20 protein-coding genes and 1 tRNA gene are annotated in these 17,576 nt (G+C 63.8%); 9 read left to right on the top strand and 12 right to left on the bottom strand.

Annotated elements, in window-relative coordinates:
- Positions 1 to 12: 12 nt before the first annotated feature.
- Together RAD16_RS19360 and RAD16_RS19355 are read left to right on the top strand one after the other, a co-directional pair.
- Positions 13 to 546 carry a DUF4142 domain-containing protein gene (locus RAD16_RS19360; protein ID WP_458159495.1) on the top strand — a complete coding sequence of 178 codons (534 nt, stop codon included), beginning with the start codon at positions 13 to 15 and terminating at the stop codon, positions 544 to 546.
- Between the two features lie 10 nt (positions 547 to 556).
- Positions 557 to 877 (top strand): cupredoxin domain-containing protein, encoded by a 321-nt coding sequence (locus tag RAD16_RS19355; protein WP_458159494.1) that lies wholly within the window; start codon positions 557 to 559, stop codon positions 875 to 877.
- A gap of 177 nt (positions 878 to 1,054) precedes the next feature.
- On the opposite strand, the gene RAD16_RS19350 is transcribed toward RAD16_RS19355, so the two are convergent.
- The 4 genes from RAD16_RS19350 to RAD16_RS19335 form a co-directional block, all read right to left on the bottom strand.
- Positions 1,055 to 1,321 carry a hypothetical protein gene (locus RAD16_RS19350; protein WP_200453665.1) on the bottom strand — a complete coding sequence of 89 codons (267 nt, stop codon included), beginning with the start codon at positions 1,319 to 1,321 and terminating at the stop codon, positions 1,055 to 1,057.
- Positions 1,322 to 1,594: 273 nt separating this feature from the next.
- Positions 1,595 to 1,972, bottom strand: coding sequence for a TIGR02301 family protein (locus RAD16_RS19345; RefSeq protein WP_011085347.1), 378 nt, complete (start codon positions 1,970 to 1,972; stop codon positions 1,595 to 1,597).
- A gap of 46 nt (positions 1,973 to 2,018) precedes the next feature.
- Positions 2,019 to 2,453, bottom strand: a complete 435-nt coding sequence (locus RAD16_RS19340) for an NUDIX hydrolase (protein ID WP_458159493.1) — start codon at positions 2,451 to 2,453, stop codon at positions 2,019 to 2,021.
- Positions 2,454 to 2,456: 3 nt separating this feature from the next.
- Positions 2,457 to 2,957, bottom strand: a complete 501-nt coding sequence (locus tag RAD16_RS19335) for a hypothetical protein (protein ID WP_458159492.1) — start codon at positions 2,955 to 2,957, stop codon at positions 2,457 to 2,459.
- Positions 2,958 to 3,018: 61 nt separating this feature from the next.
- On the opposite strand from RAD16_RS19335, the gene RAD16_RS19330 reads away from it, so the two are divergent.
- Entirely contained in the window at positions 3,019 to 3,783 is a 765-nt protein-coding gene (locus tag RAD16_RS19330; protein WP_458159491.1) for an SOS response-associated peptidase, read from the top strand.
- Positions 3,784 to 3,973: 190 nt separating this feature from the next.
- Here RAD16_RS19330 and RAD16_RS19325 read toward each other — a convergent pair whose 3' ends face one another.
- The 6 genes from RAD16_RS19325 to RAD16_RS19300 form a co-directional block, all read right to left on the bottom strand.
- Positions 3,974 to 5,167 (bottom strand): CaiB/BaiF CoA transferase family protein, encoded by a 1,194-nt coding sequence (locus RAD16_RS19325; RefSeq protein ID WP_458159490.1) that lies wholly within the window; start codon positions 5,165 to 5,167, stop codon positions 3,974 to 3,976.
- A gap of 34 nt (positions 5,168 to 5,201) precedes the next feature.
- Complete coding sequence (locus tag RAD16_RS19320) at positions 5,202 to 6,131, bottom strand: glycine reductase (RefSeq protein WP_458159489.1); 930 nt, start codon at positions 6,129 to 6,131, stop codon at positions 5,202 to 5,204.
- A 324-nt stretch (positions 6,132 to 6,455) separates the two neighbouring features.
- Positions 6,456 to 7,037, bottom strand: coding sequence for an NUDIX domain-containing protein (locus RAD16_RS19315; protein ID WP_458159488.1), 582 nt, complete (start codon positions 7,035 to 7,037; stop codon positions 6,456 to 6,458).
- A gap of 209 nt (positions 7,038 to 7,246) precedes the next feature.
- Complete coding sequence (locus RAD16_RS19310) at positions 7,247 to 7,684, bottom strand: GNAT family acetyltransferase (RefSeq protein ID WP_458159487.1); 438 nt, start codon at positions 7,682 to 7,684, stop codon at positions 7,247 to 7,249.
- Positions 7,681 to 9,108 carry an FAD-binding oxidoreductase gene (locus RAD16_RS19305; RefSeq protein ID WP_458159486.1) on the bottom strand — a complete coding sequence of 476 codons (1,428 nt, stop codon included), beginning with the start codon at positions 9,106 to 9,108 and terminating at the stop codon, positions 7,681 to 7,683. The genes RAD16_RS19310 and RAD16_RS19305 overlap by 4 nt, the downstream gene beginning before the upstream one ends.
- A 17-nt stretch (positions 9,109 to 9,125) precedes the next feature.
- A complete protein-coding gene (locus tag RAD16_RS19300) occupies positions 9,126 to 10,115 on the bottom strand; it encodes an L-threonylcarbamoyladenylate synthase (RefSeq protein ID WP_458159485.1) in 990 nt (329 codons plus the stop codon).
- 68 nt (positions 10,116 to 10,183) lie between these two features.
- On the opposite strand from RAD16_RS19300, the gene RAD16_RS19295 reads away from it, so the two are divergent.
- From RAD16_RS19295 to RAD16_RS19280, 4 genes are all read left to right on the top strand, one after another.
- Positions 10,184 to 10,260 (top strand) — tRNA-Pro (locus RAD16_RS19295).
- Positions 10,261 to 10,817: 557 nt separating this feature from the next.
- The gene (locus RAD16_RS19290; protein ID WP_458159484.1) at positions 10,818 to 11,102 is read left to right on the top strand and encodes a hypothetical protein; all 285 of its coding nucleotides are present in this window, start codon (positions 10,818 to 10,820) and stop codon (positions 11,100 to 11,102) included.
- 404 nt (positions 11,103 to 11,506) lie between these two features.
- Positions 11,507 to 12,367, top strand: a complete 861-nt coding sequence (locus RAD16_RS19285; protein ID WP_458159483.1) for a hypothetical protein — start codon at positions 11,507 to 11,509, stop codon at positions 12,365 to 12,367.
- A 358-nt stretch (positions 12,368 to 12,725) separates the two neighbouring features.
- Positions 12,726 to 13,820 (top strand): Bug family tripartite tricarboxylate transporter substrate binding protein, encoded by a 1,095-nt coding sequence (locus tag RAD16_RS19280; protein ID WP_458159482.1) that lies wholly within the window; start codon positions 12,726 to 12,728, stop codon positions 13,818 to 13,820.
- 26 nt (positions 13,821 to 13,846) lie between these two features.
- Here the strand turns inward: RAD16_RS19280 and RAD16_RS19275 are convergent, their stop codons facing one another.
- Together RAD16_RS19275 and RAD16_RS19270 are read right to left on the bottom strand one after the other, a co-directional pair.
- Positions 13,847 to 14,173: a hypothetical protein gene (locus RAD16_RS19275; protein WP_458159481.1), complete on the bottom strand. Its 327-nt coding sequence runs from the start codon at positions 14,171 to 14,173 to the stop codon at positions 13,847 to 13,849.
- Between the two features lie 346 nt (positions 14,174 to 14,519).
- On the bottom strand, positions 14,520 to 14,744 hold the full coding sequence (locus RAD16_RS19270; protein ID WP_458159480.1) for a hypothetical protein: 225 nt from the start codon (positions 14,742 to 14,744) through the stop codon (positions 14,520 to 14,522).
- 211 nt (positions 14,745 to 14,955) lie between these two features.
- Here RAD16_RS19270 and RAD16_RS19265 point away from each other — a divergent pair, with 211 nt between their 5' ends.
- Complete coding sequence (locus RAD16_RS19265) at positions 14,956 to 15,912, top strand: N-carbamoyl-D-amino-acid hydrolase (protein WP_458159479.1); 957 nt, start codon at positions 14,956 to 14,958, stop codon at positions 15,910 to 15,912.
- Between the two features lie 1,041 nt (positions 15,913 to 16,953).
- A complete protein-coding gene (locus RAD16_RS19260; RefSeq protein WP_458159478.1) occupies positions 16,954 to 17,574 on the top strand; it encodes a TetR/AcrR family transcriptional regulator in 621 nt (206 codons plus the stop codon).
- Positions 17,575 to 17,576 lie beyond the last annotated feature (2 nt).

Here is a 17,576-nt window from a genome sequence, read left to right as displayed (position 1 = left end):
GAGTGTCAAACCATGTTCATCCGTTGGAGCGCGGCGGCCGCCGCAGCCATTCTGTTGTCGAGCCCCGTGCTGCTGCAAGGGGCGAGCGCGGCGGACAAGCCGACCGATCCGCAGATCGCGCACATCGCCTACACCGCCGGCGTGATCGATATCAACGCCGCCAAGCAGGCGCAGAAGAAAGCGAAGAACAAGGACGTCAAGGCGTTCGCCGAGGACATGCTGCGTGACCACGAAGCGGTCAACAAGCAGGCACTGGCGCTGGTCAAGAAGCTCAACGTCACCCCTGAAGACAACGACACCAGCAAGGCGCTGTCGAAGCAGGCAAGCGACAAGCTGGCCGAGCTCGACAAGCTGAGCGGCGCGGCGTTCGACAAGGCCTATGTCGCCAACGAGGTCGCCTACCACAAGGCGGTCAACGGCGCGCTGGAGACCCAGCTCATTCCGTCCGCCAGCAATGCCGAGCTGAAGGGTCTGTTGCAGACGGGCCTGAAGATCTTTCAGGGCCATCAGCAGCACGCCGAGCATGTCGCGGCCGAGCTGAAGTGAGGAGCGCGTCATGATGTCGGGACGGCTGTGTTCGATCTCCATCGCGCTTGTCGTCGCGGCGATGGTCGTCCCGGCGCGCGCCGCGACGATCGAGATCACGATGGAGAATCTCGTGATCTCGCCGGCCGAGGTGTCGGCGAGGGTCGGCGACACCATCACGTGGATCAACAAGGACGTCTTCGCCCACACCGCCAATGCAAAGAACGGCGATTTCGACGTGACCTTGCCGCCGAAGAAGTCGGCGACATCGGTTCTGAAGAGGGCGGGAACGGTGGAGTATTACTGCCGCTATCATCCCAACATGAAAGCGACGCTCAAGATCGAGCCGTGAGGGACGGGCGCACATTCCCGATCGCTGCGGGAACATCTCCCGGTCGTGGCGAGACTAATGCTTGTCGGGGAGAGGCGGCTTTCGTGCGATAAACGCAGCAGACTTCGCGATCTCTAGCAAAGTCATTCATCCGTAGACTGGCCCCGCCCATGCGGCGGGGTCATTTTCGAAAAGTGCTTATTGCCTTGCGAGCGTGACCGAGAATTCGCCGTTGCGGATGCGGCCGGGAAAACCCTCGACGAACTTCGCCACCGCGTCCTCGCCATAGGTGCCGACGAGCTCGGCGAAGGCCGCGAACAGGCTCGCCTGCGCCAGGCAGTCGCCGTCGACGCCGTCATGGCGTGCTTCGGCCCAGGCCTCGTTGAGGTAGCTCAGTGCGGCCTGTTTCTGCTCGTGATCGGGCAGCGGCGCGCGGGCGGGGGCGTAGGAAATCGGCTGGCTCATGAAACTCGATCAGGGCTGGGGCGCGATCCACGGCGATGCGCTGCAGATGAGGTGTAGCACGCGTATTAACGCCCGCTAGGCCACATCTTTAAGAACGGTTAACGGCTGTGAACAAAGACGATGACAGGGTTCCGGTCGCCGTCATTCCGGGGCGCGACGAAGTCGCGAGCCCGGAATCCATCACGCCACCAACTCTGCGGCCCAATGGATTCTCAGATGCGCAATTGCGCATCATAGCTCGCGCTACGCGCACCCCGGAATGACGGCGCGAACTCAGTTCGCGTAACGCGCCGTGAGATCCCGCGAGATCTTCGAGCCTTCCTCGATGTAACGGCGGATCGCCACGGTCGCTGCCGGCGTGCAGCTCCGGTAGGTCTGCTGGAAGCCGTTATAGCCGCGGTTGAAGCCGGCGATCATGCGGGTGCGGCGCTCGCCCGAGGGGGTCTCGGCATCGATCAGCGCCTGCATCTCGCTGCGCCATTTGTTGCCCTCGTTGGACCCGCAGATGCCACGCAGATAGTGCAGGCCGCCGAGGATCTCCGCCAGCCGCTGCAAATCGGCGTCAAACGGCGCTGCCACGTCCTGGGCCCTCGTGGGCACCGAGGCGCAGGCGAGGATCAGGGCAAAAATGGCCAGAAATCGCGTGGACATCGGCGGGGTGTATGCCCCCTCAGGGCTGAGGACGCAAGGCGGGCGGTCAGGGGCCGATCAGGCGCGCGGCGGACTGGATGACCTCCTCCAGCCCTCCGGTCATCTTGAGGTCGCCCAGGCTGCCCAGGGCATTCGGGGCGATCCAGCGGTAATCGTCGAGCTCGTCGTTCAGGGACGGTTCCCTGGCCACCCAGCGGGCGGCAAAGGACATGATCAGATAATGGCCGGCGCCGGGCGCGGCCGGCAGCACCTCGCGCCACCCGGCAAGGCCGATGATCTCGATCTCGAGCCCGGTTTCCTCGTCAACTTCGCGGGCGAGGGCCTGGTGCAGCGATTCGCCGAACTCGACCCGGCCGCCGGGCAGCGAATAGAACCCTTTGGCGGGGGAGCGGGCGCGGCGGGTCAGCAGCACCTTGCCGTCGCGGAAGATGGCCGCGCTGACCGCGATCTGGGGATGGGTGGGCTGGGCGACCGCGGACACGGCTTAATTCGCCATGATGGTGTCGACGTCGGCCTCCGCGCCGCCATTGATGATGCCGCCGCAGGCCGCGATCAGCGGCTTGACCCAGAGGGCGGCCTGCTCGGCGAGGCGAACCCGGGTCGAATCCTTCTCGACCTCGCGCATGGCCGAGCCGACCGCTGTTAGAATCGAGGTCATGGTGTCGGTGATGTGGTCGAACTGGGCGCGGACGTTCGGATCGGCCTTCTCATAGGCCTCAATGGCCAGATCCCGCGCCTTGAAATTCGATGCCGTGAAATGCTCGGCATAGGAGAGCGGCGACCAGGTCAAGAAGTCTTCCGCGCATTCCGGCATATCCGGCACCATTTCCAGCAGCATCACGGCTTCATTGAAATGGTTGAGATAGTCGGTGGCAAGCCCGGTCCGCGGATTGATGTTGGCCACGCGCAGCCGCTCGGCCCAGGCGGCGGCCTCGGGGCCCGTCTGTACATGCGTCCGCGCGGGTTTGGAGGCCGTTGAGCTCATCTGCCGCAGTGTTAAGGTTCGGGGTTAAAAGGACATCAACGGACCCTATATTGGCCCAAGGATGTGTGGACGCTTCGTCATAACTTCAGCCCCCGCGGCTTTACGGCAACTATTCGGCTACATCGAGCAGCCGAATTTCCCGCCACGGTACAATGTCGCTCCGACACAACCGATTCCGGTCGTTTTGGTCGAGAACGGCGCCCGCCATTTCCGCCTGATGCGCTGGGGATTGCTGCCGAGCTGGGTGAAGGACCCCAAGGGATTTACGCTCTTGATCAACGCGCGTTCGGAGACGGTGCTGGAGAAACCCGCCTTCAAACGCGCGATTCGCCGGCGCCGCGGTCTGATCCCGGCCGACGGCTATTACGAATGGAAGTCGATCGACGGCCGCAAGCAGCCCTTCTTCATCCGCCGCGCCGACGGCGAGCCGCTCGGCTTCGCCGCGGTGTTCGAGACCTGGCTCGGCCCGAACGGCGAGGAGCTCGACACGGTCGCGATCGTCACGGCGGCGGCGGGCGAGGATCTGGCCGCGCTGCATGACCGCGTCCCCGTCACCATCGGCCCGCGCGATTTCGAGCGCTGGCTCGACATCCGCGGCGACGAGGTCGATGGCGTGTTGCCGCTGATGAGGGGCCCGCGCATCGGCGAATTCGCCTGGCACCCGGTCTCCACCCGCGTCAACCGCGTCGTCAACGACGACGAGCAATTGCTGTTGCCGATCAGCGCGGAGGAGATGGAGGCGGAAGCCGAGGCGGTGAGGCCCAGGAAGGCGGTGCGGAAGGTTGCCGCCGGTTCGGTGGATGACGGGCAGGGCTCGTTGTTCTAGGCGCGCTGCCGCCACCCACTCCGCTGTCGTCCCGGGGCGCGCGTAGCGCGAGCCCGGGACCCATAACCACAGGGAGAAATTTGGCGCGAGCTGGTAACCACGAGTCTTCGCCAAACCTGATCCTGTGGTTATGGGTCCCGGATCTGCGCTTCGCTTGTCCGGGACGGCAGCGGAGCGCGAGGCGCTACCCTCACACAATCTCCTTTGCCCTCAGCGCCGCAATCTCCGCCGCATCGAATCCCAGCTCGCCCAGCACCGCATCCGTATCCGCGCCGAGCTCCGGCGCCATCCGATCCAATTTGCCACCACCATGAGCGAGCTTGAATCCGCTGCCGGCGAAGCGCAGGCGGCCGTAGGGCGTATCCAGTTCTTGAATGGCGCCTCGGGCCTTGATCTGCGGGTGGTCGATGACCTCCTCGACCTTCCAGATGCTGGCGCAGGGCGCGCCCGCATCTTCCAAAATCGTCTCCCACTCGCGCGCGGGCTTGGCGGCGAGCGCTTCCTCGATGATGGCGCGCAGCGCCGGCTCGTTCTCGTTGCGCGAAAACCAGTCGGCGAAGCGCGGATCCGACAGCGTGTCCTCGCGCCCGAGCGCGGCCATCAGCGCGCGGTACTGCTTCTCGTTGTTGACGGCGAGCAGGATGTGGCCGTCGCCGCATCTGAACAAATTCGCCGTGGTCCGGCGGCTCACCGCCTGGTTGCCTGACAGCTGCTGGCGATGACCGGCGACCGACCAGTCCGCGATCTGGCCCGAGAGAAACGCCATCGTCGCCTCAAGCATGGAGACGTCGATGAACTGGCCCTTGCCGGTGCGGTCGCGCTGGTAGAGCGCGCTCGACACGCCGAACGCGGCGGTCGCGCCCGAGAGCACGTCGCACACGGCAAAGCCCGCGCGCGTCGGTCCTGTTTCGGGATGGCCGGTGATCGCCATGATGCCTGACAGCGCCTGCATCTTGCCGTCATAACCGGGCCGCAAACGATCCGGCCCGGTCTGGCCGAAGCCGGACACCGCGCAATAGATCAGTTTTGGATTGATCGCCGACAGTGCTTCGTAGCCGATGCCGAGCTTGTCCATCACGCCCGGACGGAAGTTTTCCATGACGACGTCGACGGTCGCCGCAAGCTTCTTCACGATCGCGATCGCGTCGGGCTTTTGCAGGTCGAGCGTCAGGCTGCGCTTGTTGCCGTTGATGGCCTGGAACGCCGGCGCCAGCCCGCGCTCGGCCCATTCACGAGAGAGCGGCGTGCGGCGCATGTCCTCGCCCTCGCGCCGCTCGACCTTGATGACGTCGGCCCCGAGCAACGCGAGCTGGTAGCTCGCATAGGGGCCGGCCAGCACTTGCGTGAAGTCCAGGATCTTCACGCCCTCGAACGGTCGCGTCACGTCGCTCTCCCTTGTTTGTTGTTATTGGAGGACGTCAGGCGGCACGGTTGCCGCGCGCGATCTCCTTCTGCTTGTCGAATTCGGCGCGGCGGCGCGCCAGCTCTTCCGGCGAAAGCTGCGCGACGTTGTTGTAGTCGAGCTTCCAGGAAGCGTCCTCGCTCCAGCGCAGCGGCGACTGCATCGTGGTCTGCGGGCCGCTCGCGCTTTCCAGCACTTTCAGCGCCAGCTCGAGCGTCTGCGCCTGCGAGGCTGTGTCATGCGGCTTGCCGGCGGAATTGCCGAGCGGGAAGTCAGAGAACAAGAAGCGCGGCACGGCGGCGTGCTCGATGATGTCCTTGGCGCAGCCCATGACCACGGTCGGAATGCCGTGGGCTTCCAGATGCCGCGCCACCAGCGCCGTGGTCTGGTGACAGACCGGGCAGTTCGGCACCAGCACGGCGACGTCGACCTTGTCTGCAATGCAGCGCGCCAGAATCTCCGGCGCGTCGGTGTCGAGCGTGACGCGATGGCTGCGATTGGTCGGCGCACCGAAGAAGCGCGGCGCGACCTCGCCGATACGCCCCGAGGCGGACGCCTTCAGGAGCTGCGGCAGCGGAAACCAGGTGCCGTTGTCGGTGGCCGTGGTGTGCTTGCGGTCGTAGCCGATATGGGAGATGCGAAGGTCATGCGCTTGCGAGGTGTCGCCGTCATAGACCTGGTAAAACTTCGCGCTGCCATTATACGCCGCGCCCGGCCCCTGGTCGCCCTTGGTCGGATCGTACGGCGCGGCCGTGGTGATGATGGTGACGCGCGACTGCGCCAGCGGCTTCTTCAGCTTCTGGAACGGCGCCTCGGTGTAATGCGCCCAGCGATACGGCGTGGTGTAGCCGATCGCGCTGTAGTAGTCCCGCGTGCGCTGCATATAGGGAACTGGGGAATCATAGTCGGGCGCAAAGCCGAATTCATCATCGCGCGAAGCGGACATGGGCGCGTCTCCTGGTTCTTGGTTAGAGCCAGACTAGAGATAGTTTTCGGGTTGCTCAACAGGGGGCGGGGTGATGCAGGCCTGAATTGCATTGGGCAATGGCTCGCCGCGCGGCAGGTGCACTCCCTCGCCCCGCTTGCGGGGAGAGGGGTGGGGTGAGGGGAGTCTCCGCGAGGGAGGTGACAGTGAGACTCGCGGAGAGTCCCCCTCACCCGGATTGCATCTTCGATGCAACATAGCCGAAGCTTAGCTTCGGCGTTCTTAGGACGGCCGCCCGAGGCGGCCTATGCCTCTCCCCGCATGCGGGGCGAGGTGAAGAAAGCCCTACCTGAAAATATGCAGCGCCGCGTATTGCAGCAGCATGATCGCCTTGGCGTCGATGATGCGGCCGTCGGCGATCATCGCCAGCGCATCGTCGATGCCGAGCTCCAGCACCTCGATGTCCTCGCTCTCGTGCGCGAGGCCGCCGCCGTCGCTGACCCGCATCGAAGGCTCGTACTCGGCGACGAAGAAGTGCAGCTTTTCGGTCACCGAGCCCGGGCTCATGAACGCCTCGAACAGTTTTTCGACGTGGTGCAGGCGATAGCCGGTCTCTTCCTCGGCCTCGGCGCGGATGCGCACCTCGGGCGAGGCGTCGTCCAGCACACCGGCGGCCGCCTCGATCAGCAGATCGTCGTAGCCGCGGATGAACGCTGGCAGGCGGAACTGCCGCACCAGGATCACCGTGCGTCCAGCGCGATTGTACGGCAGCACGGCGGCGGCGTTGTCGCGCTCATAGGTCTCGCGATGCTGCGTCTGCCACTCGCCATTGGCGCGCCGATACTCGAACGTCGTGGTCTTCAGCGTGGTCCAGCCGTCCGAGAGCACGCGGACGTCCTTGATGCGGACGCGGTCGGAGATGGTCATGAAGCCTCTCTGTTTCTTCACCTCGCCCCGCTTGCGGGGAGAGGTCGGATCGTCCCCGGCGATGCGTAGCATCGTCCGGCGCGATCCGGGTGAGGGGGTACAGGTCTCACACCGATCTCACCCGCGGAGAGAGGCCCCTCACCCCAACCCTCTCCCCGTAAGAACGGGGCGAGGGAGCGCAGTTGCGCTCGTGGATGCAGCGCTCTGACTTAAGGCGTCTGTTCGCGGCCGTCGAGCCACTTCTGGAACATCACCGACGTCGATTCCTCGAAGCCGAGCGACCGGTAGAACGCATTCGCCTGTCCATTCTCGCGGCGCACCAGCAACTGCAGCTTGGCGATGCCGGCTTGGCGCAGCCAATCCTCGGCGGCCGCCATGATGGCGCGGCCATAGCCGCGCTTGCGTCCATCGGGGTCGACGGCGACGTAATAGACCCAGCCGCGATGACCGTCATGGCCGACCATGACGGTGGCGACGATCGCGCCATTGTCGCGGCCGATCAGCACGGTGGAATTCTCACGCCGCCGCGCCAGCGCGATGTCGGCATGCGGGTCGTTCCAGGGCCGCGTCAGGCCGCAGCGCTGCCACAGCGCCACGACGTTCTCGATGTCGGCATCGCTAATCGCGTCAATTGCAAGAGCACTCACAGCACCTTCCCCGGATTCATGATGCCGTGCGGATCGAGCATCGCCTTGATCGCGCGCATCAGCTCGATCGCGGTCTTGTCCTTGACCTCTGGCAATTCGTCGCGCTTGAGCACGCCGATGCCGTGCTCGGCCGAGATCGAGCCGCCCATGCGCAGCACGATCTCGAACACGACGGCGTTCATCTCGTGCCAGCGCGCCAGGTAATCCGCGGTGTTGGCGCCGATCGGCTGGCTGACATTGTAATGCAGATTGCCGTCGCCGAGATGGCCGAACGGCACCGGCCGCGCGCCGGGGATCAGCTTCACCACGGCGGCGTTCGCTTCCGCGATGAATTCAGGCACCGCGGCGATCGGCACCGAGATGTCGTGCTTGATCGAGCCGCCCTCCGGCTTCTGTGCCGACGACATCTCCTCGCGCAGCTTCCAGAAGCCGTTGCGCTGGGTGAGGTTGGCCGCGATCACGGCGTCGTCGACGATTTCCTCCTCCATGGCGTGGGCCAGGATCGTCTCCAGCGGCGTGCGGGCGTCGTCGCCGGGCGAGGACAATTCCATCAGCACGTACCAGGGATGCTTTTCGGCAAGCGGATCCCGCACGTCGATGCCGTGGCGGACCGAGAAATCGACCGCCATCTCCGACAGCAGCTCAAAGCTCGTCAGCGCGCCTGCGGCCTCGCTCTGCGCGATCGTCAGCAGCTTGAGCGCCGCCGCCGGCGACTTCAGCCCGACATAGGCGGTCTCGATCGCCCGCGGCTTCGGAAACAATTTGAGCGTCGCCGCGGTGATGATGCCGAGCGTGCCTTCCGCGCCGATGAAGAGGTTGTGCAGATTGTAGCCGGTGTTGTCTTTCTTCAGCTTCGACAGCACGTTGAGCACGCGCCCGTCGGCGAGCACGACCTCGAGCCCCAGCGCCATCTCGCGCGCGACGCCAAAGGCGAGCGCCGCGGTGCCGCCGGCATTGGTCGAGAGATTGCCGCCGATGGTGCAGCTTCCTTCCGCACCGAGCGAGAGCGGAAACAGCCGGTCCACGTCGGACGCCTTCTGCTGCGCGATCTGCAGCACCACGCCGGCCTCGCAGGTCATGGTGTTGGAGGCGGTGTCCACCTCGCGGATCTTGTCCAGCCGCCGCAGCGACACCACGACCTCGCCATTATGCGGCGTCTGCCCGCCGACGAGCCCGGTATTGCCGCCCTGCGGCACCAGCGCGATTCTGTGCTCGGAGGCGAGCTTGCAGATCGCGGCGACTTCCGCCGTCGAGCCGGGCCTCAGCACCAGCGGCGAGCGGCCGTGGAACAGATTGCGCTCCTCGGTGACGTAAGCCTCGATGTCGGCCGCATCGGTGATGGCGTGCTTGTCGCCGACGATCTTGCGGAATTGGTCGACCAGCTCGGGCGCAAGCGGAGGGGTGGCGGATTGATTGATGTTCATTGTCTTTTCTTCCACTCTTATCTCGCAACAGCCGCGCGCCGCAGCCGGTCATTGATCGCTTCGCCCAAGCCTTCCTCTGGGATCGCCATCACCGCGATCGCCTTCGGTCCCCTAGCATCGAGGCTGCGAAGATAGCCGAACAGATTGGCCGCCGCTTCATCGAGATCAGCCGCGGGCGACAAATTCATGACGGCGGCAGCAGCATCAATTCCGGGCAGACGGGCAGACCCGAACGCCAGCAGCGCTTCATCAGGCGCAACCTCCTGCGCCTTGAGCCGCACATGGGCGCGCGGTGCGTAATGCGAGGCCAGCATGCCCGGTGCCAGCGGCTGGCTGTCGTCGCTCTCGGCCTCCACAGGCGGCCGCGCCAGTGGCGCACCGAGCACCGCCTCGATCCGCTCGCGCGACAGCCCGCCGGGACGGAGCAGCATCGGCGCCTCGAAACAGCCCACGATGGTCGATTCGACGCCGACCGCAACCGGCCCGCCGTCCACGATCAGGTCGATCCGTCCCGCAAGGTCACTCTCGACATGGGCCGCCAGCGTCGGGGAGACATGGCCGGAAATGTTGGCGGACGGCGCCACCACGGCCCCGCCAAAGGCGCGCAGGATCGCTTCCGCCACGGGGTGGGCGGGAATGCGGATCGCGACCGTGTCGAGGCCCGCGGTGGCGAGATCCGACACCGGGCAGTCGTCCGTCTTCGGCACCACCAGCGTCAGCGGCCCCGGCCAGAACGCCTCGGCAAGCTTCAAAGCGCGCGCATCGAACCGTCCGATCCGGCGTGCGGCCGCGAGGTCGGGCACGTGGGCGATCAGCGGATTGAAGGCCGGCCGCCCCTTGGCGCTGTAGATATGGGCCACCGCCGTGGCATTGGCGGCGTCTGCCCCGAGCCCGTAGACAGTCTCAGTCGGGAACGCGACCAGCCCGCCGGCGGCCAAAATCCGGGCGGCGGCCTCGGCGGCAGTCGCACCGGCCGGTAAAATCAGCGTTTCAAGACCCGTTTTCACAGGGACAAAATTCCTTATCTCGGCCGCTTGCGGTGCGCCAAACCCGACGCTATAAGCCGGCCTCTTGTCGGAGTGTGGCTCAGCCCGGTAGAGCACTGCGTTCGGGACGCAGGGGTCGCAGGTTCGAATCCTGCCACTCCGACCATCATTTCAATGACTTATAGTTTCCGGGGCGACGTGGCGCAATGAATTGCGCCTTGCGTCTCTGCATACCTCTCGCGAATTGCGTGTTTTGGGCATTTGAGTGCCCGATAAGTTGTGTCCAGTCGGGTCCCGGCACACGGTGCCCGTCCGGGCAGCGGATATTCGCGGGAGATTTTCAGCGCTTCATTATTTTAGGTCGGTTGGCCAGTATTTCGATTTCCAGAGCCCCTCTTGCGTTCAAGCCCCCAACCGTTGGAGGCTTTGTTGTCCGAAATCGGCCCGATGTTGAGTTTGCATTGTATTCGCCGAGTTGGTGACAGCTTCCAGTTGTTGCGCAGCCTGTTCGGACCGTCGCGGCCATGAAGTCGACCGATGGACGATCCTCTCATACCCCATTTGGGTGATGCGACGATCGATGCTTTATGTCAGCGGGATAAGCATGCCGCCGAGATGCCAACGCCGTCCGCTATTGGCGGCAACGCACGAGTTTGGGGCGGCTAAGGTCAGCTTCAGAGCGAGCGCACAAGACAAGCATTTGTCAGTCATCGATCAAGCAGGATGAGCGATTTTTTTGAGATACTGATCCGCTTAGGCGGACGGGTTATTGGTTTTGCGATTTGTTGCTTTTTACTCTACCAGGCATGGCAAGCGGGCCGTTCGGCTCTCTTGGGCAAGAATGCCGACATTGCTGCCCCTGGACGCAACCCTGGCTCCGCTTCATCAAGGTTCGCCGCGGCTTTGTGGTCAGCCACAACTCTCATAATGGCCGCGATCGGCTTTGGTGCGGTGTTTGGTCTTGACGTCCTCGGCACCCTTCTTCGTCTTTTCAGTTTGGCTTCCTGAGCCGAGCAAGGGGAATCGTGGGTCTGATCCAGAGGCTGGACTCTGCTCTTGCACGAGCGTGGTCAGCCCACCGGCTGACTGCGAACGCGGCGCCGCTCGCGGAGACAGCTAACGGCGTACGTGAATGAAGGGCGTTCGTAGATGACGGGTCGGCAGCTCTGGCCTGCGAAGCCGCCGAAGCCCAGACCGTGGTGGCCGCGCTTACTCGACGAACAGAAGCCCGGTGGATCTCCTCGCCTCGCTACGCTCATACCCCATTTGGGTGATGCGCCCCGCCATCAGTCCGCGGCGTTCATCCCGTTTAGAGCGAGGACATCTGTGAAGAGCATAATTGCTGTTGTCAGGCACAACCACTTTGCCTAATTTTTTCGCGGCAATTATGCCACTTTAGGGGTATTTCAAAAATGATGAAGAGGATCCCGCTTTTTCTAGCGTTCGTAGCGGCCGGCGGACTGTTTGCGGTCCAGGCCAACGCGGCTCAGACGGCTTACGTCGCGGCGACGGCGGCTAGCCCGTCTGCCGCCTGTACCATCACTGCACCCTGCACCACGATCGCAGCGGGACTCTTCTCCGCCAATGCCGGCGGAGAGGTTGTCATCTTGGACTCCGCGACTTACAACGAGGCCCTTACGATCACCAAAACCGTTGTGATTACCGCGCCAAACCGTCCGATCATCGTTCCACCGGGTGGCAGCTCGGCCTTCACCTTGGCCACTGCCAACGTCAGTCTCAGCCTCTCAGGGGTCATCATCGATGGCAACGCAGGGACGGCGTCTGGCATCAATGTAACCAACGGCCGGAATCTGTTCGTATCGGACACCTCCATCCGAAACTTCACTGGCGTCGGCGTCGCTGCCATCTACGTGACGCCTCCTGCTGGCGTTAACTTCAACCTGTTCGTGACCGGCAGCAGCACCAGCGGCAACAACGCTGGCATTGTCGCCGACGGCTCAGCGGGAGGCACCGTTCGCGCCAGCCTGCGCAACTCGCTTGTTTCGGTTAACACCAACGGTGGACTTACAGCACTTGCAGGTGGCTCCGGAAACGCGGTTTTCCTTCTTCACCAGGTGCTCGTGCAAGGTAACGGTATCGGCCTTGCTACTTCCGGCACGGGTGGGTTTCTGGTCGATGATTGTCGGATTTTCGGCAATTCCAGGGGAATCTCGGCAGGTCCCAGTTCTTTCGTCCTGTCCTACGGGAACAATAACCTGAACGGGAATTTTGGAAACGACGGCGCGTTCACCGGCTCTGTCGGACTCCAATAATCGCCTAAGCGCCTCCGGACGAACCCAGGTTCGCCCGGAGGCGCAGTTTGAGATTGTTATCAACGACTGGCGATGACTCGCCGCGTCTCGTTGAGATCTTTTCGAAATCGGAAGCAGCCGATTTCCTTCGATCGTCGTCGAGACGCCATCAACCGTTGGCGGTTCTTTCACGGTTAGTGCTCACTGCACCATTGTTGGAAATCCAACGGACGATTAGCCTCGAACCAGGCGCACAGTGCAGCGCCACCTTCCAGATCGGCAAATCGTCGCCTTCAACATCGAGCATGTCTCGCGCGCAAATCTGTCGCGCAAGCTGTCGGGATTTCGACGACGCTGCATCTACGCGCTTGCGTGACCGGTGAAGCCGTCGCGCAGCATAACCGGTTGCCATCCGGTCGTGCCGGCGGCTAGATGGGCGCATAGTCGATCGCACGTTCGAGGACGCGATCGGCCAAGAACAAAAACAGGGTTGGAAATCATGAACAGGACAATCGTCGCGCTCGTTGCAGCGTTTGGCCTTGCCGCTTGCGGCCCGGCATGGGCCGCCTGGCCGGAAGACAAGCCGATCGAGGTCGTCGTCGGCTTCGCGCCTGGCGGCGGCACCGATGTCATGGCGCGCAAACTTCTTCCCTTTGTCGAGCGCGCGCTGGGCGGCAAGGCGAAATTCGTCGTCCTGAACAAGCCCGGCGCCGGCGGCGAGATTGCTTTTGCGTCGATCGCGCGCGCGCAGCCCGACGCCTACGCGATGGGCGTCGTCAACGTGCCGGGCTACAATTTCCTGCCGATGACCCGCAAAACCCAATACACCACGGACGAAATCCGGCTGGTCGCGCGGGTCGTCGAGGATCCGAATGTGATCGTGGTGCCCGCGGACAGCAGATTCAACAATCTGCCGGATGTGGTTGCCGCACTGCGCAGCAAGCCGGGCTCGGTGACCTTCGGCCACAATGGCGCCGGCACGAACGGTCATTTGGCCATTCGCATGCTCGCAGCAGTCGCGAAGGTCGAACCCAACGAGATTTCCTACAGAGGAACGGCGGCACAGCGGACCGATCTGTTGGGCGGGCATCTGGAAGTCGGGATGGTCAGTCTCAGCGAGATCCCTGAATTGCATGGCACCAACAAGGGGCCGCTTCGCGTCATTGCGATCCTGTCGAAGAAGCGCTTTTCATCGCTGCCCGAAGTTCCGACGGCAGAAGAGGTCGGCTTTCCGGTCGTGACGACGGCCGAGCGCGGCTTCGCGGTGCCGAAGGGCGTTCCGGACGATATCGTCAAAAAGCTGGAAGCCGGGATAGCCGAGGGCCTGCGTAATCCAGAGTACCTGACGGGCTCGCCCGGGGATGAGCCCGTGATCGCTTTCATGCCTGGTGCGGAGTGGCAGAAACGTCTCGACGATATGTCCGAGGCCCTGCGTCCTTTCGCTGAGCAGATGCGGGCCAGCGAACAGAAATAGTCCTGTCGCAAGCAGCTTTGGCGCGGCTACCGCCGCGCCACCAGCACACCCACCAGGAACGCCACCATCAGCGACGGCAGCGGGGCCTCGCGCACCATGCCGCGGACGATGTCCGGCCAGTGCTGATCGGGTACGAGTCTTGGCGACCTGATTTCCGCCATCGGCGTCATGCCCCAGTCCGAGGCGAGATCGGTGATCTCGCTCGATGCCAGGCGCGAGCCGTCGCGGACGCGGAAGATGGCGGCATCGGATCGCTCGCTTGGCGCGAGCGCCATCAGCGTTGCGATCGCGGTGCGCAACGTCATCTCGCCAAAGCCTTGCAGCCTCACCGACTCCTCGGGATCGGACGTCATGCGAAATCCCTCACAGCGCCAAATTCTTCACAACGCCAAATTCTTTACAACGCGAAGTGGCGTGCGATGGTGAAAGCCGCCGTCGCGCACAGGACCAGCGTGGAAACCGCGCCGGCCACGCCGCGTACGAGATGGGCTCGCGTCAGGTGCCTGGTCATGATTTTGCTCCATGCTCAGCATGGAAATGGCGCTGCGCGGCGTTGGTTCCTTGGGGCGCGGCCGAATGTCGAACTTGCAGGATGGGTAGAGCGAAGCGAAACCCATCACCTTTGTCCCCCGTGCGAGGGTTCGATGGGTTTCGCTTCGCTCTACCCATCCTACGCACCGCCGAATCATCCGGCCGCGCCTATCTCCGCAGCAGCTCGCTCAACGCCGCCGTCGCCTCGGCGCAGCGGATGTCGTCGATCTCGCGCGACAGCCTGAGCGCGCTCGATCTCAACTCGTCGAGCTTCCAGCTCTCCGGACTCTGGCCTTCGAGTTGGCTGAGACGCTTGTTCAGATCGTCCAGTCTCGATTGGAGCTGCCCGATGCTGGCGGCCCCGTTCACTTTCCAAACGCGTTGTGCACGCATCGTATTTCCCCTGTCGTCTCACGGCGTTGTGAGAGCGGTTCGTGGCCGGAATGGGAGTTTCTTTTGTCCGGCTTCAGACAGTGGGGAACCGTTGCAGATCGGCAACGAAAGTTCCCTACTGAGGTGGGATGTTCGAGGATCACCGCAGATCGGGTCGAAAAGGCATGGAATTTGATTGTGCTCCGGCGACCAGCAAACGAAGGACAGAGCAGTGGCGAGATTTGTGAATGTTGCAGCCGGCCAGCTTGGCCCGATTGCGCGAGCCGAGACGAGGGGCGAGGTCGTGGCACGTCTGATGGCCTTGATGCGCCAGGCCCACGCCAATGGCTGCGATCTGATCGTCTATCCCGAGCTCGCGCTGACCACGTTCTTTCCGCGCTGGTATTTCGAGGATCAGGCCGAGATCGACACTTTCTTCGAGCGCGAGATGCCGGGGGTGGAGACGCAGGCGCTGTTCGACCTCGCACGCAAGCTCGGCATCGGCTTCTATCTCGGCTATGCCGAGCTGACGGTCGAGGACAGCATTGTCAGGCGCTACAACACCTCGATCCTGGTCGACAAGAGCGGCGCGATCGTCGGCAAGTATCGCAAGGTCCATCTGCCCGGCCACGCCGAGCATGAGCCGTGGCGCAAATTCCAGCACCTGGAGAAGCGCTATTTCGAGCCCGGCCGCGGATTCGGCGTGACCGAGGCTTTCGGCGGCGTGATGGGCATGGCGATCTGCAATGACCGCCGCTGGAGCGAGACCTATCGGGTGATGGGTTTGCAGGGCGTCGAGATGGTGATGATCGGTTACAATACGCCGGTGCACAATCCGCCCGCGCCGGAGCATGACGATCTCTCGCTGTTCCACAATCATCTCGTCATGCAGTCCGGCGCCTATCAGAACGGCACCTTCGTGGTCGGCGTCGCCAAGGCCGGCGTCGAGGAGGGCGTCGACCACATCGGCGGCAGCTGCATCATCGCGCCATCGGGCGAGATCATCGCGCGATGCACGACCAAGGGCGACGAGCTTGCGCTGGCGCGCTGCGATCTCGATCTCTGCCATTCCTACAAGCGCACAACGTTCAATTTCGACATTCACCGCCAGCCGAGGGCCTACGGGATGATCGTCGAGCGAAAGGGCGTGACGACGATGGCGGATGGGTCAGCTGTGAAGAAAGCGTGAGGCTCTCGTAGCCCGGGTGAGCGCAGCGATACCCGAGGCCGCTGTCGCTTGTGGCAAGGCCCCGGATGTTGCTTCGCTCATCCGGGCTACGGGACCTTGCCCGACAGGCAAAACATCCCGCGACGCTGTCAATCCGCCCGCGCGAAAATATTCCACTTTACCGAAATTCGGAAATGGCGTATGTGTCCACCCATCCCGGCTCATCCTTGAGGGGCGATCGTGTGGTCGTCATTTTCGCGAGCCGGGCTTGCGGTGGACGCCGCGCGAGAGGATTGGGCAGGGCGGATTGCTCTCCGTGAGCCCAAAACTCCGTGCCGACGAGCGGCGCTGTCAGGGTTCGTTTCGCCAGTAAGTTTCCGGCTCCGTCGACAGGGTCGGGAAAACTGCGGCGAGGAGCGAGCCGTGCGTACGGCAAAACCGTGTGGTCCTGGCCGTCGTTGCTACGGTCAAGCTTTCGTGGATGCGGCATCAGCGTCAACCGGCGCGGTGCCGGCGACTTTCGCGAAGGTGAGGGAGGCCAAAGGGAATTCGGCTCCCGGGAGAGCACGCCATAAGCCGTCCAACCACTGCGCAGGGAAGGCCGTGTGTTGGGCTTCACCTGTTGCTGCTGTGCGGTCTCCTAGCGCACCACTTTCGCGCAGCGGACCGCGGGTGCCAGCCGGCACCCGGCCTTCCCTGCGCCCTCTTGGCTTACGAGGGCGAAGAGATCAAGCAAAGCTCGGGCGGAAAGCGTCGCGAGATTGCGAAGGCGTGTCTGCAAGATGGTAGGATGGGTAGAGCGAAGCGAAACCCATCATCTTTCCGCGAGGAGGATGCGCGATGGGTTTCGCTTCGTTCTACCCATCCTGCGAGTGCGTGTCGGAGACCCGTGCTGACGCCTCATACCCCGTCATTGCGAGGAGCGAAGCGACGAAGCAATCCAGAGTCTTCCCGCGGAGGGATTCTGGATTGCTTCGCTTCGCTCGCAATGACGAGCCCGAGAGGCCCTCAATCACAACTCCGTGTCTTTATTCGGAAACGATCATTCCCTATTATCCCGCAATGCAAAAAGCCGCCTGCCAATCGCAAGCCGTCGCCCGTCCGCCCGGTCGTCCCCGGGAGTTCGACATGGATACCGCGCTCGACCGCGCGGTGCGGGTGTTTTGCGAGCGCGGCTATCATGCGACCTCGATCGGAGATCTGACCGCCGCGATGCGGCTTGCCACCGGCAGCGTCTACAAGGCGTTTCGCGACAAGCAGGCCGTGTTCCTGGCCGCGTTCGAGCGCTACGCCACGGTGCGCAGGGAGCAGACCCGCAGCGCGGCCGCGCGGGGCGCCAACGGCCGCGAGCGGCTGCGCCATATGCTGCTGTCCTATGTCGAGCACTCCCAGGGGATCGAGGGGCGCCGCGGCTGCATCGTGGTCGGCGGCGCCGTCGAGCTCGCCGCGCTCGATCCGGAAGTCCGCGCCCGCGTCAACGCCCAGCTCGAGACCAACGAAAGCTTCATCGCCAGCCTCATCCGCGAGGGCCAGGCTGACGGCTCGATTCCCGATCATGTCGTGCCTGAGGATACCGCGCGGCTGATGATCTGCATCACGCAAGGCATGCGGGTCGTCGGCAAGGCGCGCCTGCCGCTCGACGGCGATCGCCTGGTCGGCGTCGCGATGAAACTGCTTGCCTGAAT

The sequence above is a fragment of the Bradyrhizobium sp. 18BD genome, from assembly GCF_054185225.1.
This window is presented reverse-complemented; position numbering and strand designations above follow the sequence as displayed.